Source organism: Abyssisolibacter sp. ZYX002, assembly GCF_056892235.1.
This window is the reverse complement of sequence record NZ_JARMXH010000017.1, coordinates 1-25,254: the sequence shown is the minus strand read 5'-3', so window position 1 is coordinate 25,254 and position 25,254 is coordinate 1. Positions and strand designations below refer to the sequence as shown.

Below are 25,254 nucleotides of genomic sequence, written 5' to 3'. Positions count from 1 at the left end.
AAAAAAATAAAAATATTTGCGGGTGTAGCTCAGTGGTAGAGCCCTGGCCTTCCAAGCCAGTCGCGAGAGTTCGATTCTCTTCACCCGCTCCATTTAACAGTTTCTTATGGTGGGTATAGCTCAGTCGGTTAGAGCGCCAGATTGTGGCTCTGGAGGTCATGGGTTCGATTCCCATTATCCACCCCATTACAAGACCCATTAGCTCAGTTGGTAGAGCATCTGACTTTTAATCAGGGTGTCCGGCGTTCGAGTCGCCGATGGGTCACCACTTATACGCGGGAGTGGCGGAATTGGCAGACGCGCTAGACTTAGGATCTAGTGCCCTTGGCGTGGGGGTTCGAGTCCCTTTTCCCGCACCATATTAAAAGATGTCTTAGCTTTTATTAAGACATCTTTTGTTTTACAAAAAATATTAAGAAAAAGAATAAAAAAACAATTATAAATGGTTCATTGTTAGTTCCTTTAACAACAATAAACCATTTTTTAGATTACCTATTAAGAATAAAGTAACTAGTATTTAAAACAGTAGCAAAAGCAACCCAAAGGATATAAGGTATAAACAAATAGCCAGCGGCTTTGTTAATTTTATAAAATTTGATAGCAGTTATGATAATTAAGATTAATAGTATAACAATAATTATAAGCGAAGCACCGATATTTTTTAAATTAAAGAATACAAGAGGCCATGAAAAATTAACAATTAATTGAACTAAGTAAAGTCCTAGTGCATTCTTTTTATCAGAGCAATCATTGCAGCTACTGTTCCATACTAAATAACTTGCAACACCCATCAGGATATATAATATAGGCCAAACTATACCGAAGATATAGCTTGGAGGAGAGAATTTAGGCTGTATAAAGTCTTGACTGATTGTATTTTTACTCAAATAACCTGACAAAAAACCTATGCCAAGAGGTAAAGCTATGCTAAATATTAGTTTAGGTACATTAATTTTTTTCATAATAAAATCACTCCAACAATAAAATTCATTATTAATATTATAGTATACTCTTATTATAAGTATAAAATGATGCAAAGATTTTAAATGTTAATATAAGGAATATTATTATATATAGAATTTTGGGTACAAAATGGTAACGTAAAAATATTTTATTTGGGAACAATATGATTAATTCAATAGGAGGAGTTATTAAAATGGAGTATAGAATAAAAGACGTAGCAAAATTGACAAATTTATCTGGATATACAATCCGATATTATGAAAATGCAGGAATTATTCCTCCAGTGAAAAGAGATAAAAATGGTGTGAGAATTTTTACAGAAGAAAATGTTTTTTGGCTTAATTTAGTGACATGTCTTAAAAGGACTAAAATGCCAGTAAACGATATTAAAAAAATTGTACAATTAAGTCAAGAAGGCAAGCACACAATACCAGAAAGAAAAGAAATACTAAAAAATCATAGGAAAAATATAGAGCTACAAATAGAAGAATTGGAATATAGTAAGAATAAAATAGACCAGAAAATAGATTTTTATAATGGTAATAAGAAATGCTAAAAATATATTGACTTAGAGTTAACTCTAAGATGTAGAATATAATTAATAAGAAAAGGAGTTGATAACGATGAAAAAATTAGTGGTCATAACAGGAGCAAGTTCAGGCTTTGGAAAAGAAACAGCAATTAAACTTTCCAAGATGGGGCATCCACTTTTATTATTAGCTAGAAGAATAGAAAAAATGAAAGAGTTAAACCTGCCAAATACTCTTTGTAAAAAAGTAGATGTAACAGATATAAAAGCTATGAAAGAAGCAATAGCAGAGGCAGAAGAACTATATGGTAAAGTTGATTGTCTAATTAACAATGCAGGTATCATGCTTTTAGGAAATATGAATGAGCAAGATCCAAATGAATGGAATAAAATGTTTGATGTAAATGTTAAAGGGCTATTAAATGGTATCCATATAGTGCTTGATGATATGATAAAGAGAGAAGAAGGTAGTATTATAAACATTAGCTCTATAGCTGGGAAAAAATCTTTTACAAATCATGTAGCATATTGTGGAACTAAGTTTGCTGTTCATGCAATGTCTGAGACACTTAGAGAAGAAGTTGCCAAACATAATGTTAGAGTGATGGTAATAGCACCTGGGGCAGCAGATACTGAATTATTAAGTCATACTACCTTTGATACGATTAAATCTGACTATAAAGAATGGACAGAGTCAATAGGAGGGTCTATGAGCGCTAAAGATGTTGCCAATGCAATCGTATATGCGTATAGCCAGCCACAACACGTTTGTATAAGAGAAATCGTATTAGCTAAAACAAGACAAGAACCTTAATAACTAGACCTTTTAATATAAGTCAGAATAACAATAAATGGGATGTCTTCATCAAGACAATCCCATTTATTATTATTTTAGTTTAATTGGCATTAATAAATCTAATTGCTTTTCATTAAAATCAATATTTTCATCCATGAATCTTTTATAATCAATACATTCTTCAAGGCAAATACGATTATTATCAGGATTCCAGTCAATATCGTATTTATCATTTGTTTCACCAAAGCTAGATAGTAATTGCCATCTTTCACCGATAATGTTCATCGTTGTAGGTATAGCAGCATAAAGACCACCATCAAATTTCATTTTCCATAATGGTGAAGGTACTTCGAAATCCTCAGGTATAACGAACCACATTTCATAACCGTAGATGTCACTTGATTTGGTAGGACTAGGATTGTTAAACCCAAAATGTCTAAAACCCAGCTTTTGATTAAGATCATACTTTAATATAAATTCATTAGTTACTTTACTACAATCTTCTTCAGGTGATTCACTTTCTGCACGATAACATGCAAAAACCATTTTTGGTAGTTGAATTATTCTGACATTATCTAGGTTTCCTATAGAATTACTTTTTGACATAACAGTATTCCTTTCTGAGAGTGATATTAAAAGTGCATTTTTGAAATTTGTAGAAACGAAATCGTCTGAGGTATCAATATGGATTAATGCCTTTGTAAAATCTTGCTCGTGACGAATTATAGCAATTAGCTTCTCGATAACAATACTTAAAGCATTTAAAGTATTGGCTTCATAAATAGTGTTTTCAAGATGTCTAGATAATATATTTATAGCTATATTAAGTTCTTGAGATTTAAATATACACTCGATATCTCCGATAGGGACATTGAGTTTTCTTAGCAATACAATTTGTTTAATACTCTTTATACTGTTATCATCGTAAAACCTATATCCATTTTCAGCTCTTATGCTTTTTAGAATATTTTTATCCTCCCAATAGCGTAGAGTACGGTTAGAGATATTAAAAGTCTTAGACACCTCACCTATTTTCATCATATATTAATGCACCTCTTTCTCTCATGATAAGTATATACCTTAACACCACGTAAAGGTCAAGCTCAATGGACAAGATTATAATTTGGTACAGATGTTCCTCTTCTTTAGAATATCAATAAATTTTTTCTCAGTTAATATTTCATTAGTTACAAATTTACCGTCTATAAATAAACTATAAGTAGTAAAAGGTGTTGGTGCAATTTTTGCTTCATTTAAGGTATTAATCTTTTTAATCTTAAATGGAATATTATACTGAATTGATATGTTTTGAATTATGTGAGCATATTTCTCAGTATGTGGGCATTGATTTGTGTAGTAAAGAACAATACCATCTTCATTGATTGTACCCTCTTTTGAGCAATTCCTAAACTTAGGAATATTAGCTGTTTTAGAAAAAGGTAAGTAAAGTAGCTCGAAATAAGGTTTTGCATAATCACATACCTTAAAACCTTTATAGAGTAGGTATTTTGGATCTGAAAGAAATGGCTTTTTTTTCTTAGATGATAAGATAACTAGTCCATCAAATCCTTTGTCTTTGGTATCTTTAATACACTCATTTAAGAGCACGTTAGCATAGCCTTGACCTTTGAATTTTCCAGAAACCCAAAAACAGTTTATATACATATAGTTATCTGCAATGATTGGAGCAAAAGCTTTGGTAGCAGGTATGTATTCTATAAAAACTTTACCTCTAGCATCTAGTTTTTTAAACACTAGACCATCATTAAATCTTTTTTTAAGCCAAGCTTTTTTGCTTTCAACACAGTTTTCACCTTTTTTATCAGAAATTGCACAGCAAATATGTTCGTCATTAATATTGTTTATATCCACAGTTATTATTGACATTTATTTGTTCTTCCATCTTTTTAGATTTGGAAAAAATTCTTTCATCATTTTTCTAGCTTCGTCTTTACTCATATTTTCGTTTACTGATATCATATGCGGGACACATATTTCAATCATCTCATCCATGCTTACATCAGCCGTAAAATTGCCATCTTCAAAACAATATTTACAATAATCTTCACTTTTAGTTCTATTATTTTTAGTACCATAAAGTTCATTTGTTTCTCCCATAGGTATTCCACAACTCTGACAATAATCCGTAGTATTCATAATATTCTCCTCTCATAATTTATTTTAACTACGATTTAATTTTAACAAACATAATTAGACACCATTATGTCTTATTATAAAAGGCTAATTATAGTTTTCTAATATTTTTTTCAATTTTCCTTTAATGATATCATTAATATAGCTAGGCTTTAGTACCTTTATATTGTTACCGTAAGAGATAATATAGTTGTATAACCATTCATCTTCTGTTGCATGAAAAACAACTTCAAAATCACCATTATCTTTCTTACATATGTTATCAATACTAAATTCTTCGAAAACTCGATATTTTGCATTGCTTGATATAATAGCATTGATAGTTACTTTATTATTTGTTTCTTGGAAGTTTGTATACTTATCAATAAAGCTAAAATCATCTCTATTAAAAGTATTTTGGGTTATTAGAATATTATGCATTCTATGTATTTTAAAAATGCGATAATCATTTCTTAACAAGCAAAAAGAAGCCAAATACCATGATTTCTCCTTAAATATTAGTTTTAAAGGATTTATTGTTCTCATGGTATGGTTGCCGTTAACATTGTAATAATCAAATTTGAGGCTTTTACACCTAGTCAAAGCACACTTAATATTATCAAATTTTATTTTTTCTGATTCGGAACTATCCCAATATGAGAAATCAACTTCAATCCAATTATCATTGTTTTTATTAAACAAAGTCCTTAATTTAAAGAGTTCATTATCGACATTTTCATAATTTGTTGCTTTGATTGTGTCTAATCCAATGAGAATTTTATTTTGTTCTTCTTCAGATAGAAGGGATTTATTTAATACAAAATTATCAAGTAAATTTATGCCCCCGCCTTTTCCTTTATTAGTGTATATAGGGATTCCAGCCATAGATAACATTTCTATATCTCTATATATTGTCTTAGTGGAAACTTCAAATACTTCAGATAGTTCTTTTGCAGTTACTTTTTTTTTATCTAGCAGTATATATACTATTTGAAACAATCTACTAATTTTCATCATTATCACCGCCTAAGTTATTATATCAAAAAAAACTGTTAGAGTACAAAAAGTGTAAATCCCGTGATACCTAATGTTTTGTCTTGCTACTTCAATATTATAGTGGTAATATATATCTATACAAGTGTATATACACCTGTATAAACATTTACAAATATGCCTAAGGAGGTTCGCATGAATATAAAATATGAAATCAATAGATTAAAAAACGAAAAAGATGCGTGCATATTAGCGCATTATTACACATTACCAGAGATACAAGAAATAGCTGATTACGTAGGGGATTCCTATTATTTAAGTAAAATAGCAAAGGACTTAGAACAAAGTACGATAGTTTTTTGTGGAGTCAAATTTATGGCAGAAAGTGCAAAATTAATATCTCCACAAAAGAAAGTATTGTTTCCTAATCAAGAAGCAACTTGTGATATGGTAAACAGAGTTGATATGGATAAAGTAAAGGAATTAATGAATGAACATAAAAATGGAGTACTGATAAGTTATGTAAACTGCTCGACTGAGCTTAAAGCAATGTCATATACATGTGTAACTTCATCAAGTGCCCAGGAGGTTATAAGTAATGTAAAAAATAAAAAAATAATATTTGTGCCAGACAAAAATCTTGGTGGATACATTAGTAGTAAATTTCCTAGCAAAGAGTTTGTGCTATGGGATGGATGTTGTTGTTATCACGATAATATAACATCAGAACAAGTAACTCAGAAAAAGTTACTTTATCCAAATGCAAAAGTATTAGTGCATCCAGAATGTAGAGAAGAAGTCAGGAATTTAGCTGATTACATTGGGAGTACAAGTGGTATTATAGATTACGCTACTAAAGATGCTAAGGATGAGTTTATTGTTGTAACAGATGTGGGAATACTTCATGAATTAGAAAAAACTAATCCAGATAAAAAGTTTTATGAGTTACCAATAAATTGCAGTAGTATGAAGCTTATCAATTTACAAGATGTATATAAATGTTTACAAGATGAAGAATATGAGATTACAATTGAGGGCGAAATATCGTTAAAAGCTACCGAAGCATTAGAAAAAATGCACAAATTAGCAAGGAGGTAAATATGATGCATACAGATGTAGTAATAGTTGGTGGTGGAATATCAGGCTTATACACTGCTCTGAATATACAAGATAATGTAAAAGTACTAGTTATAACAAAAGAAGAACTTAGTTGTTGCAATTCTTACCTTGCACAAGGGGGAATATCTGTAGCTAGAGATAGCAACGATATACAAAGATTTATAGAAGATACATGTAGAGCAGGAGGTTACAACAATTCATTAGAAGCAGTAAATATACTAGTAAAAGAATCGAGACAGAATATCAACAGACTTATACAATTAGGTGTTAAATTTGACATGGATGGCAATGATTTTAATTACACAAAAGAAGGAGCTCATAGAATAAACCGGATTCTACACTGTAAGGATAGAACAGGAGAAATTATCCACGGAGTACTAACAAGTCAATGCAAAAGTAAAAAAAACATAACATTATCAGAAAATGTGACTATGACTGATTTAATAGTTAAAAACAATCAATGTCTAGGCATACAAATAAAGTCTGGTGATGTAGAAGATAGCGTTTCTGCTCATATTACAGTTCTTGCAACTGGAGGAGTTGGAGGTATTTTTAAGTCAACTACAAACAATACTGCAATCAAAGGAGAAGGAATGGCAATAGCTTTAAAGCATGGTATTGAGATGAAAGATTTAGATAAGATTCAGTTTCATCCAACGGCATTATATGAAAATAGTGAAAAGCAACGCTTTCTTATATCTGAATCAGTAAGAGGTGAAGGCGCAATTTTAATAAACAATAAAGGAGAAAGATTTATAGATGAGCTTAAGCCTAGAGATGTAGTTACTAAAGCTATAGATAAAGAAATAAAAAACAACAATAGTAAATATGTGTACCTCGATGCTAGACATTTAGGAAAGACTTTTTTAATTAACAGATTTCCTACAATATACAAAGAATGTTTAAATAGAGGAATAGATATTACCAAAGATTTGATACCTATTTTGCCAGCACAACACTATATTATGGGAGGAATAAAAGTTGATACAAAGGCTACGAGTTCAGCAAATAATTTATATGCAGTAGGTGAGGTTAGTTGTACTGGAGTCCATGGAAATAATAGATTAGCAAGTAATTCTTTGCTTGAATCTTTAGTTTTTTCTCATAGAGCTGCAATAGACATTGGTATTAAATTAAGAAAATTAAACTGTGATAAATATAAAATAAAAAAGCTGAGTTTTAATCAAAGTGATAATAAAGATATATTAATAAATAAAATACTTAGTTTGAGAGGGGATTTAAAAGATGAACTTTATACAAATAGATGAGATAATAAAAAAAGCACTGACAGAAGATTCATTTTATGGAGATATAACAACAGAATCATTAATAGATGAAGATAGCAAATGTATTGTTGATCTAATAGCGAAAGAAGATGGAATCTTGGCAGGGCAAGAAGTATTTAATAGAGTGTATAAACTTATAGGTAATATTACAATTCAATGGTTAAAAAAAGAGGGAGATTTATTAAGAAATAAAGATACATTAGCATATATAAAAGGTAATACAAGAAATGTCCTAACAGGAGAAAGAATAGCTTTAAATCTTTTACAGAAAATGAGTGGTATCGCTACGAAAACGAGAAGATTTGTAAGTCTTACAGAAGGAACAAAAACAAAAATAGTATGTACAAGAAAGACAACACCAACACTTAGAACACTTGAAAAATATGCAGTCAAAATTGGAGGAGGGAGTAACCATAGATTTTCACTCAGTGATTCATTTATGATTAAAGATAATCACATAAAAGCTTGTGGGTGTATAAAAGAAGCTGTTAAAAAAGCTAAAGAAAGTTATCCATATTTAAGATTCATAGAGGTTGAGGTTGAATCTTTAGAACAAGTACAAGAAGCATTGAACACACAAGCAGATGTGTTGATGTTGGATAATATGTGCATATCGGAGATTAAAGAAGCAGTTAAATTGATAAATGGCACTAAGATAGTAGAAGCATCAGGTAATATGACAATAGATAAAATTAAAGAAGTAGCAAATATAGGCGTTGATTTTATTTCATGTGGAGAGTTGACTCATTCAGTAAAAGCTCTAGATATAAGTATGAAAAATTTAACGTTATTATAAAGTTATTATAGTTAATATGAATAAAATATACGACTTATTATACAAATATTAACCTTGTACAATCATAAAACGGTATTAAAAACAATATTATAAAATAATAGTGTAAAATAGAGTGTAAAGGGTGATGGATTTGAAGAATATAATAAGCTGTGTATCGTTAGTATTATTATTCTTTTTAACTATAGGGGTCATATTACACAATCAGTTTACAGTACAAACAATGACTACAATGTCTATGCAGAAAGCATATGTGGCAATAATCATAGATGATTTTGGTAATGATAGAAGAGGCGTTAGAGAGATGATGGAGCTGGATATACCAATAACAGTTGCAGTAATGCCCTTTTTGCCATATAGTGTAGAAGATGCTACAAATGCATATAAAAAAGGATTAGATGTCATATTGCATATGCCTATGGAAGCCAATTACGGACGACCAGAATGGTTAGGAAAAAAAGCAATAACAACTAAATTAAATAGAGCTCAGATTACTAGTTTAATCAATGATGCATTAAAAGATATAAAATATGCAGTAGCTATTAACAATCATATGGGATCAAAGATAACTCAAAATAAAACAATTATGAATACTATTTTTAATTTATTAAAGAGAAAAAATTTATTTTTTATTGACAGCAAAACTTCACAAAAATCTGTAGGAAGTATGTTGTCAAAAGAAACAGGGGTTGTGTGTTTACAAAGAGATATATTTCTTGACGAGAAAAAAACATATACACATATACAAAGACAGATGAATAAATTGGCTAAAATAGCCCATGAAAAAGGGTATGCTATAGCAATTGGACATGTAGGTCCAGAGGGTGGAAAAGTGACAGCAGACGTTATAAAAAAGATGGCGGGAGAGCTTCAAAAGCAAGGGATAGAGTTTGTAGGAATAGTAAAAATGAAAAATATAATTTTAAATTTGACTAGATAATAACTCATAAATAAAGGAATTACTTAATAAAATAAGTAATTCCTTTAAGGGATATTTAATGATTTAATTAATGTTTAATTAGCAATGATGATTGTTTTATTACCGTGTAGTGTATAATCTTTATTAAATACTGTTAGGTGAATATTAGTACCTGTTAAATTTTCTATCCTAACACTATCACTAGCAATGCTAATGTTTAACAAAGTATTTCTGAATATTATTTTAAAAGAATACGAGTTCCAATTAGTTGGAATAAAAGGATTTAGTATTAATTTATCATTACTAACTCTTAAACCACCAAAGCCATGAACAATAGATAGCCAAGTACCTGCCATACTTGTTATATGACATCCATCGTCAGTATCGTTGTTATAATTATCAAGGTCAAGTCTTGATGTTCTCAAGTACATTTCATATGCTTTATCATGAGCACCTATTTTGCTTGCTAATATAGCATGAATACAAGGAGATAAAGAAGATTCGTGGATTGTTCTTGGCTCATAAAATTCAAAATTTCTTTTAATAGTAGCAACATCATAATCTTTTTCAAAGAAATAAAGCCCTTGTAAAACATCAGCTTGTTTAATAAAACATGAACGCAAAATTCTATCCCAAGACCAGTTTTGATTAAGAGGTATATTTGTACTATCCAAATCTTTAACAAGTACTTGTTCTTTATCCATATAGCCATCTTGTTGTAAAAATATATCTAAATCTTCATTATAAGGGTAGTACATATTATCAATGATATCATTCCATTTCTCTATTTCAGAATCTTTAAAAGAAAGTTTTTCCTTTATATAATCAAATTTAGTAGGATCAGCTATATTAACAGATTCAATAACTTCAATAGCATACTCTAAACACCAAGTAGCAATCCTGTTAGTGTACCAATTATTATTGACATTATTTTCGTACTCATTAGGTCCAGTAACACCAAGAATTACATATTTATTTTTAGCATTAGAGAAACTTACTCTTTGTGCCCAAAACCTAGCTATAGAAATAAGAACTTGTAAACCATACTCTTCTAAGTAAGATTTATCGCCAGTATAATTCACATAATTGTAAATTGCATAAGCTATAGCGCCATTTCTATGAATTTCTTCAAAAGTTATCTCCCATTCATTGTGACATTCTTCTCCATTCATTGTTACCATAGGATATAGGGCTGCACCATTATTAAAACCAAGTTTTTTAGCGTTTTCAATAGCCTTATCTAATTGCTTATATCTGTATATTAATAAATTTTTAGCAACATCTTGACTAGCAGTGCTTAAATAAAATGGGATGCAATATGCTTCAGTATCCCAGTAAGTACAACCACCGTACTTTTCACCAGTGAAACCTTTAGGTCCGATATTAAGAGTAGCATCTTCACCAGTGTATGTTTGGTTTAACTGGAATATATTAAACCTGATGCCTTGTTGCGCAGCTATGTCACCTTTAATAACTACATCACTTTCTAGCCATTTTTTACTCCATCCATTAATCTGTTCTTTGAATAATTTATCAAAACCATCATTTTTAGCTTTATTTGAAAGCTCTTTAGTGACATTAACCAACTCGCTAGTCTCATAGTATCTAGAAGAAGTATTAGCAACATATTTATAAATTACAATTTCGTCATTTTTATTACAATCAACGGTAAGCGTATTAGAAATGTATTTACTTTTTTCATATTTATCAATATTAGGAGTTATTTTTTTATTATTTTTAGTCACTTCATATGTCATATACGTACAAATATAAAAATCTAATTTTTTAGTTTTGACCATTACATAGCCTTCTGTTAATTCAGCTTTTTTAGATACTTCATCCCAAAAACTTTCATCATAATTAGAATCCTCATTAACAATGCTTCCATCTAAATAAGGAGTAAATTCAATCTCTCCTTCAAAATTTAAAGGAGTAACAGAATACCTAATACATCCAATTTCACCTCTAATAACACTAATAAACCTTTTAGAGACAACTTTTACTTCATTACCATTAGGTAAGCACGCAACAAAGCTTCTTTCAAGATAGCCTTCTTTCATATTTAGCGTTCTTTTAAAACTTTTAACCATACATTTAGCAAGGTCAAGAATTACATCATTAATTTTTACACTAATACCAATCCAATTAGTGGAGTTTAAAACTTTAGCAAAATATTCAGGATAGCCATTTTTCCACCAACCAACTCTGGTCTTATCAGGATAGTAAATCCCTGCGATATAGCTACCTTTCAGAGAAGGCCCACTAAAATCTTCTTCAAAATTTGCTCTTTGACCCATATAGCCATTTCCTATACTAAAAATACTTTCAGAAATTTTGTTAATACTCGGATCGAAATTTTCTTCTATAATGTTCCATTCGTCATATTTAAAATATTGTATCAAGTAAAGACACCTCCAATAAATTATAGGGAGAGTTTGTTCAGATAATTACATAAATTATATTTTAAAGTCAAAATAATAAACTTTAATAAAAAATTGTTAACTACTTTGTAGCTCAGTTAATATATTCAAACTCATTTTACTAAGATTAGATATTATTAGGTTTGCATTTTCTAGATTGTTAGATGAACCGATACCAATACAGTACATCCCTGCAGTTAAGGCTGCATTAATACCTGCTTGAGAATCTTCAAAAACAACACAACAGTTAGCATTAACATCAAGTAAACTTGCACCTTTAACAAAAACTTCAGGGTCAGGTTTAGTATTAGTCACCATAGTTCCATCAACAATAGCATCAAAATATTTACTTAGATCAAGTTTATTTAATATTAGTCTAGAATTCTTACTTGAAGAACCAATAGCTAGCTTATAATTGTTTGCTTTAGCTGTTTCTAAAAATTCAATAACACCAGGTAGTATATTTTTAGGGTTTAAAGTTGATATATAGTCTAAATAAAAACTATTTTTTCTATCAGCTAGATTTTTCATAGAAGCATTGTCTAACTTAATATTATTAGTTTCTAAAATAATTTCCAATGATCTTATTCTACTTATACCTTTAAGTTTTTCATTAAAATCTTCATCAAGATCAATATTTAATTCATTAGCTAGTTTTTTCCAAGCTAGATAATGATATTTGGAAGTATCGACTAGAACACCGTCTAAATCAAATATAAGTGTAGTGATATTATGCATAAAAAACCTCCTTTTTTAAATATCAAAACATGCTAATATAATTATTATACAAAACATGCACACGTTTGCATAGAAAAAAATTAAATTATGAAGAATTTTTTTATATTCAAATTATAATAAATAATACCAAGCGGATGAAATTGAGAGTTTATTTGTAGGTCATTAAAAGATAGAATCAACCTTTAAGCTAAATTTTAATTATTAAAAGTACCAATTAAACAAAAATAGAACATTAAAAATAAGTTGACACATGATTGATACAAGTTTATAATTATACTATAGTTTGGTGCAAACGATTGCATTATCTAGGGAGATATTGTCGAAATAAACAGCAACATCAGGAATTACATTTATTGTATTTTACTAAGAGTTTTTGAGCAGAGAAAACATTTTCATAAAAAAGGAGGAACTACATGAATTCACTTGCAATATTTCATCAGCCAAAAAGCAACTATTGCTATGCTTATGATGAAAATCATGTTGAAATAAAAATGAGAGCTGCAAAAGGTGATTTAAACAAAGTTTTTTTACACTATGCAGATAAGTATGCTTGGGATAATAAAGATAAAATTCAAATGCACAAACATCTGTCAGATGATTTATATGACTACTTCAAAGTGGCTATAAAACCTCCAAACAATAGATTGATATATTGTTTTGAAATAGAATCAGAAGAAAAGATATTTTATTTTAATGAGTGGGGAATTATTGAAGAAAAAAATAAAAACATAATAACTGAGTCATTGTTTCATTACCCATATGTAAATAAAGCAGATATACATAGAGTTCCTGAGTGGGTAAAAGATTCGATATTTTATCAAATATTCCCAGAAAGGTTCTTTAATGGTGACCCTTTGATCAATCCTGAAAATATTCAAAAATGGGGAGAAAAACCAAATAGAAATAGTTTCTTTGGTGGTGATTTAAGAGGTATAATTAAAAAAATAGATTATCTATATGAGTTAGGTATAAATGCTATTTATTTAACACCAGTATTTAAGTCAACGACTAATCATAAATACAATACAATAGATTATCTAGAAATAGACCCTAACTTTGGAGACATAGATACAATGAAAGAATTAGTAAATAAATGTCACCAAAAAGGCATAAAAGTGTTATTTGATGCTGTATTCAATCATAGTGGTTCAGAGTTTCCAATGTTTAAAGATGTAATAGAAAAAGGCAGAGATTCTATTTATGCAGATTGGTTTCATGTTAGTGAATTTCCAGTAACGACCAATCCTCTAAATTATGAGACATTTGCATTTGAACCATTAATGCCTAAACTAAATACAGAAAACGAAGAAGTTATAGAGTATCTATTAAACGTAGCAACATATTGGATAAAAGAATGTGATATAGATGGTTGGAGACTTGATGTAGCAGATGAAGTAGACCATAAGTTTTGGAGAAGATTCAGAGATGCAGTAAAAAAAGAAAAAGAAGATGCATATATAGTAGGAGAAATATGGCATGATCCTTATACATGGTTAAGAGGAGACCAGTTTGATGCAACAATGAACTATCCTGTGACTAAGGCTTGTACAGAGTATTTTGCAAAGAATACTATAGATACACAGGGATTCAAAAACCTCATAAGTAATACTATAGTAAAAAATACAAGACAAGTAAATGAAGTTATGTTTAATTTATTGGATAGTCATGATACAGCTAGATTTTTAACAATATGTAATGAACATACCAACAAATTAATGATGGCAGAAGGATTTTTACTAACCTTTACGGGAACAACATCAATATATTATGGAACAGAAATAGGTATGGTTGGGGAAAACGATCCTGATTGCAGAAGAACAATGGATTGGAACAAAGATAATTGGGACTTGCAGTTGTTTGAATTCTATAAGAAAATAATCCAAATTAGAAAAGAAAATGATGCATTAAAGCGTGGTAGTTTTGATTGGATAGATGATTTAGAAAATGTAGTAGGTTATGTCAGACAAAAAGATGAAGAAAAAATAGTAGTACTTATAAATAATAGTGATAAAGCAGAAGTTGTTGATATAAAAGATTTTAATTCAAAATGTATGGATTTAATTACTAATGAACAATTTGATAAAACTGATGATTTTGTTAGTGTAGAATTAAAACCATACTCAATAAGAATCTTAAAGTAACACTTAAGATATATATAGGTTAAAATGCCTATAAAAGGGGTAATGAACAATTAAAAAAATGGAGGTTTTATTATGAAAAGTAAAGCAATCAGTATTTTATTAGTGTTTGTGCTATTATTTTCAGTAGCGGGTTGTACTAAAGATGAATCAACAGATGGCAAAGCCAGTCAAAACGTTGCAAATGAAAAAAACAATGGTGAATTAAAACCAGAAGAAGGTGCAAAATTAGTTGTTTGGGAAAGCGAAGGAAAAGAAGGGGACTTCATTAAATATGCAGCAGAGAAGTTTAAAGAAAAATACGGGGTTGAAGTAGTTTATGAAGAAGTAAAATCTACTAAAGCTGAAGAACAATTGGCTCAAGCTGGTCCAGCTGGAGAAGGTCCAGATATATTTGCTACACAACATGACCATTTAGGAGCATTGGTAAATGCTGGTTTAGTATTAGAATTGAATGAATTAAAAGATAGAATTGATAATGATTTTGTTCCATTAGCTAAAAAAGCATGTGAGATAGAAGGCAATATTTACGGAATGCCTGTATCAGTTGAAACTTACGCATTATTCTATAACAAAGACATATTTCCTGAGGCTCCAAAAACATATCAAGAAATCATAGAAAAGGCAAAAACATACAATGATAGCAAAAACAACAAGTATGCATTTATGTGGGACGTTGGAAATGCCTATTTTACTCACGGATTTGTAATAGGTAATGGTGGATATATATTCGGAAAAGGTGGAACTGATAAAGATGATATTGGTTTAGCTAAACCAGAAGCTATTGAAGGTGCTAAACAAATGTTAAAGTTAAAAGAAATATTGCCAGTAAAACAACTTGATTCTACATGTCAAATAATGGAAGGATTATTTGATGAAGGTAAAGTAGGAGCTATGATTGATGGACCATGGGCAATAGCAAATAGGAAAAAAACAGATGTGAATTTTGGAGTAGCCGCACTTCCAACAATGATTAATGGTAAGCATCAAGGTAGTTTTTCAGGTGTAAGAGAGATGTTTGTAAGCTATTATACTAAATATCCAAATGCTTCAAAGTTATTTATTAAGTTCATAACTACAGATGAAATGTTACTTAAGAGATATGAGATGACTCACCAAATACCACCATCAAAAGCATTGATGGAAAAAGATGAATTAAAGAATGATGAGTTTGTAGCTCCTTTCATAGAACAAATTAAGTATGCAGAGCCTATGCCTTTAATTACTCAAATGAAAATTGTTTGGGCACCATATGGAGCAGCATTCTCAACTATGTGGGATAATGGAGATAATCCTGAGCAAGCATTAAAAGATTGCGTACAAATAATAAAAGATTCAATAGCTGCTGAAGAATAATAGATTTAATATGGGGATGTCTAATTAGACAGCCCCATAAAATTAGGAGGGTTAGAAATGAAAAGGTCTAAGAAGTCAACTCTTTTTTCTATTCTCTTTATGGGCTTAGGACAGATATACAATAAGGAATACTTAAAAGGTATAGTTTTCGCTATAGTGGAGATATTTGCAATATTCAATATAAACCATTTTGCTAATGCGCTTTACGGTCTTGTGACATTGGGAACAGTACCTAGACAAGATCATTCATTATACTTATTAGTACAGGGTCTGATAGTCGTATTAGAGCTAGGAATAATTCTATTAATATATATATTTAATATAATAGATGCTAGAAATACAGCAAAAGAAAGGGAAAATGGCAAAGAACCATTAGGTACTATAGAGTTTATAAAATATCTATGGGATAAGTATTTTCCTCATATAATGATTACTCCAGCATTTCTGTTTACAGTATTTTTTATATTTTTACCTATTATTTTTACGATTACAGTGGCATTTACTAATTATTCTATGCCGAATCACATACCACCTAGAAATTTAATTGATTGGGTTGGTTTAAAAAACTTTATGAATATATTTAAATTGAAGATTTGGAATAATACACTGTTGCATGTTGGATTATGGACAATTTGCTTTGCAATAGTTACAACTATTTTAAACTATTCAGTAGGTTTATTTCTAGCTTTAATTACAAATAAAAAAGGAATTAGGTTTAAAAAATTTTGGAGGACAATTTTTATATTACCGTATGCAATACCAGCATTTATATCTCTATTGGTTATGAGACTAGCGTTTAGTGGTCCAGGTCCAGTAAACAATCTTTTAGTGAAGATTGGATTAGACAAGATACAGTTCTTTACCGATCCGTTAAATGCTAAAATCATGGTACTATTGATTAGCGTCTGGCTTGGATCACCATATTTCATGGTTTTAATGTCTGGAGTGTTAACCAATATACCTAAATCGTTATATGAGGCAGCTAGAATTGATGGTGCTTCAAAGTGGCAACAATTTAAAGAGATTACTTTGCCTATGGTTCTTTTTCAGACTATGCCTTTGTTAATTATGTCGTTTGCCTTCAATTTTAACAATTTTGCAAACATATATTTATTGACAGATGGTAATCCAGTAAATAGTAAATTTAGATATGCTGGTGAGACAGATATTATAATTTCGTGGATATATAAAATGACAAAAGATCAGAGTCAATACCACATGGCTTCAGTGGTAACGATCATGCTATTTATATTTGTTGCGGGTATTTCTGCATATAGTTTTATTAAAACAAAATCCTTCAAAGAGGAGGATATGATGTAATGGAAGAGAGAATTGCAAGAAGTAATAATAAAACAAGTTTTCTAGGTAAATTGTTGGTATATGCAATATTAATATTGATTAGTATAGTAGTTTTAGCGCCAATCGTATGGATAATATTATCTTCCATGAAAGAAGGAGATAGCTTATTTTCTTCAACATTAGTGCCTGATAAAATTACATTTAAACATTACAAAGAATTGTTTACAGAGACGAAATTTTTAAAGTGGTACACTAATACTTTAAAAATAGCTACAATAAACATGATAGTTTCTGTTATGTTGACGACATTGAGTGCTTATGCTTTTTCAAGATTTAAATTTAAAGGTAGAAAACAAAGCCTTATAACGCTGATGCTATTGCAGATGTTCCCTAGTTTTTTAGCAATGACAGCTATATATATACTACTTACTAAAATGGGACTATACAATACCCATTTGGGACTTTTACTAGTATATGCAGGTGGACAAATACCATACAATACATGGTTATGTAAAGGTTTCTTTGATGGAATACCAAGAAGTCTAGATGAAGCAGCTAGAATAGATGGAGCTTCAAACTTAACTATATTTAGAAAGATAATGCTTCCTTTAGCAAAACCTATAATAACTTTAGTAGCTTTAACAAACTTTATGGGGCCTTGGTTTGACTTTATATTTCCACAAATCATATTAAAAAGTGCTGACAAGAAGACACTTGCTATGGGATTGTTTGAATGGGTTCAAGAAAATGAAGCTACACATTTTACCCGTTTTGCAGCAGGTGCAATATTGGTTGCAATTCCAATTACTATATTGTTTATTTACCTACAAAAACATATAGTAGAAGGTTTATCAGCAGGAGCAACAAAAGGTTAGAAAAGAAATTATTGTTTTTTATTGAATAAATATATAAAAAATAATAAACTATTGATAGTTAGTTTTATACGATTTGTAAATTCGAGAGGAGTCATAATTATGCCAGTTACCATTAAAGATGTTGCAAGTTTGGCAAATGTTTCGCCATCAACTGTTTCTAGGGTCATAGCAAATAGCCCGAAGATAAGTGATAATACTAAAAAGAAAGTATATAAGGCGATGAATGAGCTAAAATATCACCCAAATGCAATTGCTAGAAGTCTTGCAAATAGAACAACTAAAACACTTGGCTTAGTATTACCAAGTACAGAAGAAGATATCTTTGTTAACCCTTTCTTTGTACAGATAATGAGAGGTATAAGTCATTATGCACAAAAAAAGAACTACTATATAATGTACACTTATGGCAAAGATGAATTAGATGAAGTTAAACATATAGAAAATTTAACAAACAGTAGACGGGTAGATGGCATAATATTGACCACAGTACGAGAAAATGACAAATGTATCGGTTGTCTTAGAGAAATAGATTATCCTTTTGTAGTAATAGGAAGACCAGAAGATATAGAGAATATCCTATGGGTTGATAACGATAACTTTCATGCGATGTATAGAGTCGTAAACCATTTAATACAAAAAGGACATAGAAGAATAGGCTTTATTGGAGGAGAATCTAATCTATATGTTACCCAGAATAGACTTGAAGGTTATGTTAAAGCTCTAGAAAACAGTGGGATAAACGTAAGTAAAGATTTCATAAAAACAGGAGAATTCACAGAAGAAGACGGTTATACAGGAATGAAAAGCATGTTAAAATCACAACAACCTACCGCAGTTGTTACGACAGACGATATAATTGCATTTGGAGCAATAAAAGCATGCAAAGAGGACTCAAAAGACATAGCAATAGTAGGCTTTAACAATACATTACTTTCTGAATATCAACAACCAAAGCTATCATCAGTTGATATAAACGCTGAGAAATTAGGTTATTTCGCAGCAAAACTTTTAATAGACAAGTTAGAAAACAACAATAAAAATGGAATTTCCAACTATATGATAGATACAAACTTGATAGAAAGAGAGTCAACAAAACTAAAAGTCTAGTAGCTTTGTAGATTGAGTATATATTTATGTCACCAATAGACTTAAAGAAATAAAGGACAAAAGGAGATTTATTAAATGGATAGAAAGTGGTGGAAAGAAGCAGTTGCTTATCAGATATATGTAAGAAGTTTCAAAGATTCTAATGGAGACGGCATAGGAGATTTAAGAGGCATAATAGAAAAATTAGACTATTTGAAAAAATTAGGGATAGATATAATCTACTTAAATCCTATAAATAAATCGCCTAATGATGATAATGGATATGATATAAGTGATTTTAAAGATATAATGGACGATTTCGGAAATATGCAAGATTTTGATGAGTTGCTTAGAGAAACCCATATAAGAGATATGAAGTTAGTAATGGATTTAGTTATAAATCATAGCTCGGATGAACATCCATGGTTTATAGAAGCAAAAAAATCAAAACAAAGTAAATATAGAGGCTACTATATATGGAAAAAAGGAGAGGCAGGTAATCCACCAAATAATTGGGGATCCTTTTTCGGAGGAAGCGCATGGGAATATCATAAAGACACAGACGAGTATTACCTACATTTATTTTCAAAAAAACAACCTGATTTTAATTGGGAAAATAATGATTTTAGAGAAGATATAAAAAGAGTAATTAAATTTTGGATTGATAAAGGCGTAGACGGATTTAGAATGGACGCAATTAATCATATTGCAAAAGATGATGAATTTAAAGATGGAAAAGTCCATGAAGGGAAAATCTATGGAGATTTTCTACCGTACGTTCAAAATCTTCCAAAAGTACATGAATATATAAGGGATATTAGAAAAGAAATAAATAACCCTGAGATTGTTTTAATAGGAGAGACAGGAGGTATTAGTTACCATAACGCCTATCTTTACACAGGGGTTGATAAAAAAGAATTAGATTTTACTTTTCACTTTGATATGCATAGCGTAGGTAGAGGTGAAAAAGATTGGGAGAGAACTCCTTTAAATTTAATAAAAGATATAAAAGAAAAAATGTCGGGATGGCAAACCAGAGATGACAAAGAAGGATGGTGTCCATTGTTTTATTCAAATCATGATACAACTAGGACAGTATCTAGACTTGGAAATGATGAAGATTACCTAGAAGAATCAGCGAAGATGCTAGCAACATTGATGTTTACACAAAAAGGAACGCCATTTATTTATTACGGAGAAGAAATAGGGATGACGAACAATAAAGGGTTTGAATTGGAAGATTACAGAGATGTAGCGATATTTAATAACTATAAAGATTATGTAGAGTCAGGTTTAATATCAGAAGTAAATTTTATGAAGGGATTACAGTACACATCTCGAGACAATAGTAGGACTCCAATGCAATGGAACGACAATATAAACGGTGGATTTACCAAAGGGAAACCTTGGATAAAAGCAAATCAAAACTATACAAAAATAAATGTAAAAGAGCAAGAAAAAAATCCGACATCTATATTGAATTATTATAAAAAGGCAATAGATATTAGAAAAAAATATCAATCTTTGGTTTATGGTGAATTTACAGAAATAAATAGAGAGCATGAAGAAATATATGCTTACTTAAGAGAATTAGAAACTGAAAAGCTACTAATAGTGGTTAATTTTTTTGATAATACGCCACAAATCAAAATTGAAAAAGAAATAGATTTAGAAAAAAGTGAACTCATACTTTCTAATTATGATACAGATAAAATAAAAAATAAATTAAACGTATTAGAATTAAGGCCATATGAAGCAAGAATATATTTAATAAAATAAACAAGTATCTGTTCAAATTTTAAGAAAAAAGAGTAGTATAGTTTTAGAATGAGGAGTGAAAATTAATGGCAGAACTAAAGCTTAAAAACATAAAAAAAATATATCCAAATGGATTTGAAGCAGTAAAAGATTTTTCGATGGATATTGACGACAAAGAATTTATAGTACTAGTAGGACCGTCTGGATGTGGAAAATCAACAAGCCTTAGGATGATTGCAGGATTAGAAGAGATTTCTGGAGGACAGCTATATATAGGTGAGAAGTTAGTAAATGAAGTAACACCTAAAAACAGAGATATAGCAATGGTTTTCCAAAATTATGCATTATATCCTCATATGACAGTATACGATAATATGGCTTTTGGTTTAAAACTTAGAAAAAGATCAAAAGCAGAAATAAAAGAAAAAGTCAATAATGCAGCTAAAATATTAGGGATAGAAGATTTGTTAAATAGAAAGCCAAAACAACTTTCAGGAGGTCAAAAACAAAGGGTAGCCTTAGGTCGTGCAATAGTTAGAGAACCAAAAGTGTTTTTAATGGACGAGCCACTTTCAAATTTAGACGCTAAGTTAAGAGTTCAGATGAGAGCGGAGATAATAAAGCTTCATCATAAATTAAAAACAACATTTATATATGTAACTCATGATCAGACAGAAGCAATGACAATGGGTACAAGGATAGTAGTAATGAAAGATGGAGTAGTACAACAAATAGATGACCCTCAAACAATCTATAGGCACCCAGCAAACAAATTCGTAGGATCATTTATAGGGTCGCCACAAATGAACTTTATAGATAGCAAAATAATAGAAGCTAATGGAAAACTATATTACGAGATAAAAAATAAGAAGATAGAGATAGAAGAAGACAGAGCAAAAATTCTTAGAGACAAACTATATATAGATAAAATAGTAACACTTGGGTTAAGACCAGATGCAATAGAAGTAAGAGATAAAAATGATTCATTAGAAGCCGTGGTAGATGTAACAGAAATGCTAGGTTCAGAGATGTATTTGTATTTAGATTTTGATGGAAATAACGTTACAGTAAAAGTAGATCCAAGTTATAAAGTTGAGATAGGAAAGAAGATCAACTTTGGTTTTAAAGCGAAGAAAGTTCATTTATTTGATAGTGAAACAGAGATGTCAATATTATAATTTAGTTAAGCAAAATATAAAAATAAATATATATTGAGTAAATTATTATAATTTACTCATTTATTTTATCACCTAACTATGGGACAGAAAGAGAGGAATACAAGTGATTAATAAAGAATTGTGTTATACATTTAAAGACAAACAATTAAAAGTGACAATATATAATGAAAATATAGTGAGATTTAACTATGGAAAAAAACAAAGCATAACAGATGCAGTAGAGTTAATACCGTTGAAAGAGGTAAATTATGTAGTAAATGATAATAAAATAGAACTACCCAACTTCATAATAGAACTACAAGAAGATTTAAAAGTAAAGATTACAGATATAAAAGGAAGTATATTATTAGAAGACGAGTTTATAAAATACAATTCTAAAGAAGTAGCAGATGAAAGAAGAGAATTTGATTATGAAATAATAAATAAAGAAAAAGAAAAAAGTTATGCAATAGAAGTACAAAAAAGGCATACATGGGAGAAAGCGTTTTATGGATTAGGAGAAAAATATGGATTTATAAATATGCTAGGAAGACAAACAGAAAATTGGAATACAGATGTGTTAGGAGTTTCACCAGTTCATACAGCAGTACAAAAACAATATCATACATCTATCCCCTTTTATATAGGAATGGATGAAAAAAGAGCATATGGAATCTTTTACGATACATCGTATCGTAACTATTTTGATTTTGGAATGTATCAGAAAGGAATAAACTTTAGAGCAGATGGTGGAGAGCTAGATTATTATTTTATATATGGAAACGACGTAAAAGAAGTAGTTAAAGAGTATGGAACATTAACAGGAAAAGTAAAGCTTCCAAGAAAAGATTTTTTAGGATATCAACAATGTAGATGGTCATATATGAACAAAGAAGAAGTACTAAACCTTGCAAGATCATTTAGAGAAAAAAGTATCCCGTGTGATGTAGTATACTTAGATATTGACTACATGAAAGATTATAAAGTTTTCACAGTTGATTCAGATAGATTTAAAGAATTTAAAGAAATGAATCAACAATTAAAAGAAATGGGATTTAAATTAGTAGTAATAATAGATCCAGGTATAAAGATAGAAAAAGGTTATAATGTATATGATGAAGCGATAGAAAATGAATACTTAATAAAAGGTGAAAATTCAGAGGTGTATATAGGAAAAGTTTGGCCAGGAGATAGTGTGTTTCCAGATTTCTTAAGGGAAAAAGTTAGAGATTGGTGGGGTGAACTTCATAAAGAGTTGATAAATGATGGAGTAAGTGGTATATGGAATGACATGAATGAGATAGCAGATATGTCGACAGAGACAAAGACTATACCAGAAACAGCCTATCACTTAGATGACGAGCAAAATAAACATACTCAAAAAGAAATGCATAATTTATATGGACATTATGAGGCAAAAGCAACATATGAAGGTTTAAAAAAACTTCAAGCTACAAGACCTTTTGTGTTAACAAGAGCTGCTTCAGCAGGAACACAAAAATATTCAGCGCTTTGGACAGGAGATAATTCATCATTATGGGAGCATTTAGAATCCAGTATACCTATGCTATTAAACCTAGGGCTTAGCGGGTATACTTATGTAGGATCAGATGTAGGTGGATTTATAGGAGACGGAAATGGAGAACTACTCACAAGATGGTCGCAATTAGGAGTTTTTTATCCTTTATTCAGAAATCATAGTTGTATAAATACATTACATCAAGAACCTTGGGCTTTTGGGGATAAATACGAAAAGATAGTAAAAAAATATATACAGATGAGATATACACTGATAGATTATATTTATAATTTATTTAGACTAAGTAGTATAACTGGAGAACCTATAATGAGGCCATTATTCTATCATTATCAAAATGATGAGCGAACATTCAATATAAATGACCAATTTCTATTTGGAGAAGACATATTAGTTGCACCTATAGTAAGACCAAAGACTAATAAAAGAATGATGTATTTACCAGAAGGTAAATGGTATGATTATTTCACAGATGAAGAGTATATAGGCGGTAATTATATAATAAAAGACGCAGAAATAGACCAAATACCTGTATTCGTTAAAGAAGGAGCAATAATACTAAAAAATAAACCAATGCAATATATTGGAGAAAAGCAAGATAATTACGAAATACATGTGTACCAAGGAAAAGATAACTCAAAACGATTCTATTTTGATGATGGAATATCATTTGAATATGAAGATGGTAAATATAGCGAAATAGAAGTAAAAATAGATGGTAAAGAGGTATATGTAACTAAAATCAAAGAAGATTATAGATTAGGTACATTTGAAGTAGTGGTTCATGGTGAAAAAAGAAAAAAATAGTCTAGTATGAAATGATTAAATAATAACGACGTATAATGATCAAGACAAAGAACATCTTTAATTTAAACTGTTGTTGAATAAGTTGAAGATGTTCTTATTTTTTCAATATAATAATAGAATGAATTTTCAACAGTAACAGAGGATGATCCATAAACTACACAAAAACATATAGAGTTAGAAAGGAATTTATTATAGATTAGCTTTAATAGTGTATAAAAAGGATAAATAATAGCTGTACGCCTAAAGTGTCAAAAGAGACTGTAAATGTTACTAAAAATTATGGTATCAACAAAAGTAAGAGGATGGAGTTTATTTAAATATCAAAAATATAGAATATAATTTTAAAATTCAGTGAACAATAGTATATAATCTAAAAAAATCTGAAAATATGGAACAATACTGTTGACCTTGAGCTGAATTCATGCTATAATCTTCTTTGTCGCCAAAAAGCGATGAAAATATTTCAAGTAAAAGATTTCAGAAAAAGTATTGACAAATCACTCGAAATATGATAGTATTATAAGAGTCGGCAGTAAACATTGTCGAAAAGAA

21 protein-coding genes and 4 tRNA genes are annotated in these 25,254 nt (G+C 29.9%); 18 read left to right on the top strand and 7 right to left on the bottom strand.

What is annotated here, in order from left to right:
- Positions 1-18 precede the first annotated feature (18 nt).
- From P3X86_RS20850 to P3X86_RS20835, 4 genes are all read left to right on the top strand, one after another.
- A tRNA-Gly gene (locus P3X86_RS20850) sits at positions 19-92 on the top strand.
- Between the two features lie 17 nt (positions 93-109).
- A tRNA-His gene (locus P3X86_RS20845) sits at positions 110-186 on the top strand.
- 6 nt (positions 187-192) lie between these two features.
- Positions 193-268 (top strand) — tRNA-Lys (locus tag P3X86_RS20840).
- Between the two features lie 7 nt (positions 269-275).
- A tRNA-Leu gene (locus P3X86_RS20835) sits at positions 276-359 on the top strand.
- Positions 360-488: 129 nt separating this feature from the next.
- Here P3X86_RS20835 and P3X86_RS20830 read toward each other — a convergent pair.
- Positions 489-962 (bottom strand): TspO/MBR family protein, encoded by a 474-nt coding sequence (locus P3X86_RS20830; RefSeq protein ID WP_483294669.1) that lies wholly within the window; start codon positions 960-962, stop codon positions 489-491.
- Positions 963-1,156: 194 nt separating this feature from the next.
- Between P3X86_RS20830 and P3X86_RS20825 the strand changes: the two genes are divergently transcribed.
- Positions 1,157-1,519, top strand: a complete 363-nt coding sequence (locus P3X86_RS20825) for a MerR family transcriptional regulator (RefSeq protein ID WP_483294668.1) — start codon at positions 1,157-1,159, stop codon at positions 1,517-1,519.
- A gap of 67 nt (positions 1,520-1,586) precedes the next feature.
- The gene (locus tag P3X86_RS20820) at positions 1,587-2,306 is read left to right on the top strand and encodes an SDR family oxidoreductase (RefSeq protein ID WP_483294667.1); all 720 of its coding nucleotides are present in this window, start codon (positions 1,587-1,589) and stop codon (positions 2,304-2,306) included.
- 72 nt (positions 2,307-2,378) lie between these two features.
- Here P3X86_RS20820 and P3X86_RS20815 read toward each other — a convergent pair whose 3' ends face one another.
- From P3X86_RS20815 to P3X86_RS20800, 4 genes are all read right to left on the bottom strand, one after another.
- Positions 2,379-3,329 carry a MerR family transcriptional regulator gene (locus P3X86_RS20815; RefSeq protein WP_483294666.1) on the bottom strand — a complete coding sequence of 317 codons (951 nt, stop codon included), beginning with the start codon at positions 3,327-3,329 and terminating at the stop codon, positions 2,379-2,381.
- Positions 3,330-3,404: 75 nt separating this feature from the next.
- Entirely contained in the window at positions 3,405-4,175 is a 771-nt protein-coding gene (locus P3X86_RS20810; RefSeq protein WP_483294665.1) for a GNAT family N-acetyltransferase, read from the bottom strand.
- A complete protein-coding gene (locus tag P3X86_RS20805) occupies positions 4,176-4,445 on the bottom strand; it encodes a zinc ribbon domain-containing protein (RefSeq protein ID WP_483294664.1) in 270 nt (89 codons plus the stop codon). It abuts the gene before it with no gap.
- A gap of 84 nt (positions 4,446-4,529) precedes the next feature.
- Positions 4,530-5,438, bottom strand: coding sequence for a helix-turn-helix transcriptional regulator (locus P3X86_RS20800; protein ID WP_483294663.1), 909 nt, complete (start codon positions 5,436-5,438; stop codon positions 4,530-4,532).
- A gap of 171 nt (positions 5,439-5,609) precedes the next feature.
- Between P3X86_RS20800 and nadA the strand changes: the two genes are divergently transcribed.
- From nadA to P3X86_RS20780, 4 genes are all read left to right on the top strand, one after another.
- The gene (gene nadA, locus P3X86_RS20795; protein ID WP_483294662.1) at positions 5,610-6,512 is read left to right on the top strand and encodes a quinolinate synthase NadA; all 903 of its coding nucleotides are present in this window, start codon (positions 5,610-5,612) and stop codon (positions 6,510-6,512) included.
- Between the two features lie 5 nt (positions 6,513-6,517).
- Positions 6,518-7,801: an L-aspartate oxidase gene (locus P3X86_RS20790; RefSeq protein WP_483294670.1), complete on the top strand. Its 1,284-nt coding sequence runs from the start codon at positions 6,518-6,520 to the stop codon at positions 7,799-7,801.
- The gene (nadC, locus tag P3X86_RS20785) at positions 7,779-8,615 is read left to right on the top strand and encodes a carboxylating nicotinate-nucleotide diphosphorylase (RefSeq protein ID WP_483294661.1); all 837 of its coding nucleotides are present in this window, start codon (positions 7,779-7,781) and stop codon (positions 8,613-8,615) included. The genes P3X86_RS20790 and nadC overlap by 23 nt, the downstream gene beginning before the upstream one ends.
- A 130-nt stretch (positions 8,616-8,745) precedes the next feature.
- Entirely contained in the window at positions 8,746-9,552 is an 807-nt protein-coding gene (locus P3X86_RS20780) for a divergent polysaccharide deacetylase family protein (RefSeq protein ID WP_483294660.1), read from the top strand.
- A 74-nt stretch (positions 9,553-9,626) separates the two neighbouring features.
- Here the strand turns inward: P3X86_RS20780 and P3X86_RS20775 are convergent, their stop codons facing one another.
- A complete protein-coding gene (locus P3X86_RS20775) occupies positions 9,627-11,933 on the bottom strand; it encodes a glycoside hydrolase family 65 protein (RefSeq protein WP_483294659.1) in 2,307 nt (768 codons plus the stop codon).
- Positions 11,934-12,029: 96 nt separating this feature from the next.
- The gene (gene pgmB, locus P3X86_RS20770) at positions 12,030-12,689 is read right to left on the bottom strand and encodes a beta-phosphoglucomutase (protein WP_483294658.1); all 660 of its coding nucleotides are present in this window, start codon (positions 12,687-12,689) and stop codon (positions 12,030-12,032) included.
- A gap of 413 nt (positions 12,690-13,102) precedes the next feature.
- Between pgmB and P3X86_RS20765 the strand changes: the two genes are divergently transcribed.
- The 8 genes from P3X86_RS20765 to P3X86_RS20730 all read left to right on the top strand — a co-directional run bounded on the left by P3X86_RS20765 (position 13,103) and on the right by P3X86_RS20730 (position 24,702).
- A complete protein-coding gene (locus tag P3X86_RS20765; RefSeq protein ID WP_483294657.1) occupies positions 13,103-14,830 on the top strand; it encodes an alpha-glycosidase in 1,728 nt (575 codons plus the stop codon).
- A gap of 72 nt (positions 14,831-14,902) precedes the next feature.
- Positions 14,903-16,183, top strand: a complete 1,281-nt coding sequence (locus P3X86_RS20760) for a sugar ABC transporter substrate-binding protein (RefSeq protein ID WP_483294656.1) — start codon at positions 14,903-14,905, stop codon at positions 16,181-16,183.
- 57 nt (positions 16,184-16,240) lie between these two features.
- Entirely contained in the window at positions 16,241-17,503 is a 1,263-nt protein-coding gene (locus P3X86_RS20755) for a sugar ABC transporter permease (RefSeq protein ID WP_483294655.1), read from the top strand.
- A complete protein-coding gene (locus P3X86_RS20750) occupies positions 17,503-18,357 on the top strand; it encodes a sugar ABC transporter permease (RefSeq protein ID WP_483294654.1) in 855 nt (284 codons plus the stop codon). Before P3X86_RS20755 ends, P3X86_RS20750 begins: the two co-directional genes overlap by 1 nt.
- Before the next feature lie 99 nt (positions 18,358-18,456).
- Positions 18,457-19,464: a LacI family DNA-binding transcriptional regulator gene (locus P3X86_RS20745; RefSeq protein ID WP_483294653.1), complete on the top strand. Its 1,008-nt coding sequence runs from the start codon at positions 18,457-18,459 to the stop codon at positions 19,462-19,464.
- A gap of 75 nt (positions 19,465-19,539) precedes the next feature.
- Positions 19,540-21,222, top strand: a complete 1,683-nt coding sequence (locus P3X86_RS20740) for a glycoside hydrolase family 13 protein (protein WP_483294652.1) — start codon at positions 19,540-19,542, stop codon at positions 21,220-21,222.
- A 65-nt stretch (positions 21,223-21,287) separates the two neighbouring features.
- A complete protein-coding gene (locus tag P3X86_RS20735) occupies positions 21,288-22,379 on the top strand; it encodes an ABC transporter ATP-binding protein (RefSeq protein ID WP_483294651.1) in 1,092 nt (363 codons plus the stop codon).
- Positions 22,380-22,482: 103 nt separating this feature from the next.
- Complete coding sequence (locus tag P3X86_RS20730; RefSeq protein WP_483294650.1) at positions 22,483-24,702, top strand: glycoside hydrolase family 31 protein; 2,220 nt, start codon at positions 22,483-22,485, stop codon at positions 24,700-24,702.
- Positions 24,703-25,254 lie beyond the last annotated feature (552 nt).

What these genes read in the sequence shown, in the direction of transcription:
- P3X86_RS20750 (WP_483294654.1), top strand. Translation starts at nt 17,503, where the DNA reads ATGGAAGAGAGAATTGCAAGAAGTAATAATAAAACAAGTTTTCTAGGT.
- P3X86_RS20820 (WP_483294667.1), top strand. Translation starts at nt 1,587, where the DNA reads ATGAAAAAATTAGTGGTCATAACAGGAGCAAGTTCAGGCTTTGGAAAA.
- P3X86_RS20810 (WP_483294665.1), bottom strand. Translation starts at nt 4,175, where the DNA reads ATGTCAATAATAACTGTGGATATAAACAATATTAATGACGAACATATT.
- P3X86_RS20825 (WP_483294668.1), top strand. Translation starts at nt 1,157, where the DNA reads ATGGAGTATAGAATAAAAGACGTAGCAAAATTGACAAATTTATCTGGA.
- P3X86_RS20735 (WP_483294651.1), top strand. Translation starts at nt 21,288, where the DNA reads ATGGCAGAACTAAAGCTTAAAAACATAAAAAAAATATATCCAAATGGA.
- P3X86_RS20765 (WP_483294657.1), top strand. Translation starts at nt 13,103, where the DNA reads ATGAATTCACTTGCAATATTTCATCAGCCAAAAAGCAACTATTGCTAT.
- P3X86_RS20805 (WP_483294664.1), bottom strand. Translation starts at nt 4,445, where the DNA reads ATGAATACTACGGATTATTGTCAGAGTTGTGGAATACCTATGGGAGAA.
- P3X86_RS20740 (WP_483294652.1), top strand. Translation starts at nt 19,540, where the DNA reads ATGGATAGAAAGTGGTGGAAAGAAGCAGTTGCTTATCAGATATATGTA.
- pgmB (WP_483294658.1), bottom strand. Translation starts at nt 12,689, where the DNA reads ATGCATAATATCACTACACTTATATTTGATTTAGACGGTGTTCTAGTC.
- P3X86_RS20790 (WP_483294670.1), top strand. Translation starts at nt 6,518, where the DNA reads ATGCATACAGATGTAGTAATAGTTGGTGGTGGAATATCAGGCTTATAC.
- P3X86_RS20745 (WP_483294653.1), top strand. Translation starts at nt 18,457, where the DNA reads ATGCCAGTTACCATTAAAGATGTTGCAAGTTTGGCAAATGTTTCGCCA.
- P3X86_RS20830 (WP_483294669.1), bottom strand. Translation starts at nt 962, where the DNA reads ATGAAAAAAATTAATGTACCTAAACTAATATTTAGCATAGCTTTACCT.
- P3X86_RS20800 (WP_483294663.1), bottom strand. Translation starts at nt 5,438, where the DNA reads ATGATGAAAATTAGTAGATTGTTTCAAATAGTATATATACTGCTAGAT.
- nadC (WP_483294661.1), top strand. Translation starts at nt 7,779, where the DNA reads ATGAACTTTATACAAATAGATGAGATAATAAAAAAAGCACTGACAGAA.
- P3X86_RS20755 (WP_483294655.1), top strand. Translation starts at nt 16,241, where the DNA reads ATGAAAAGGTCTAAGAAGTCAACTCTTTTTTCTATTCTCTTTATGGGC.
- P3X86_RS20760 (WP_483294656.1), top strand. Translation starts at nt 14,903, where the DNA reads ATGAAAAGTAAAGCAATCAGTATTTTATTAGTGTTTGTGCTATTATTT.
- nadA (WP_483294662.1), top strand. Translation starts at nt 5,610, where the DNA reads ATGAATATAAAATATGAAATCAATAGATTAAAAAACGAAAAAGATGCG.
- P3X86_RS20815 (WP_483294666.1), bottom strand. Translation starts at nt 3,329, where the DNA reads ATGATGAAAATAGGTGAGGTGTCTAAGACTTTTAATATCTCTAACCGT.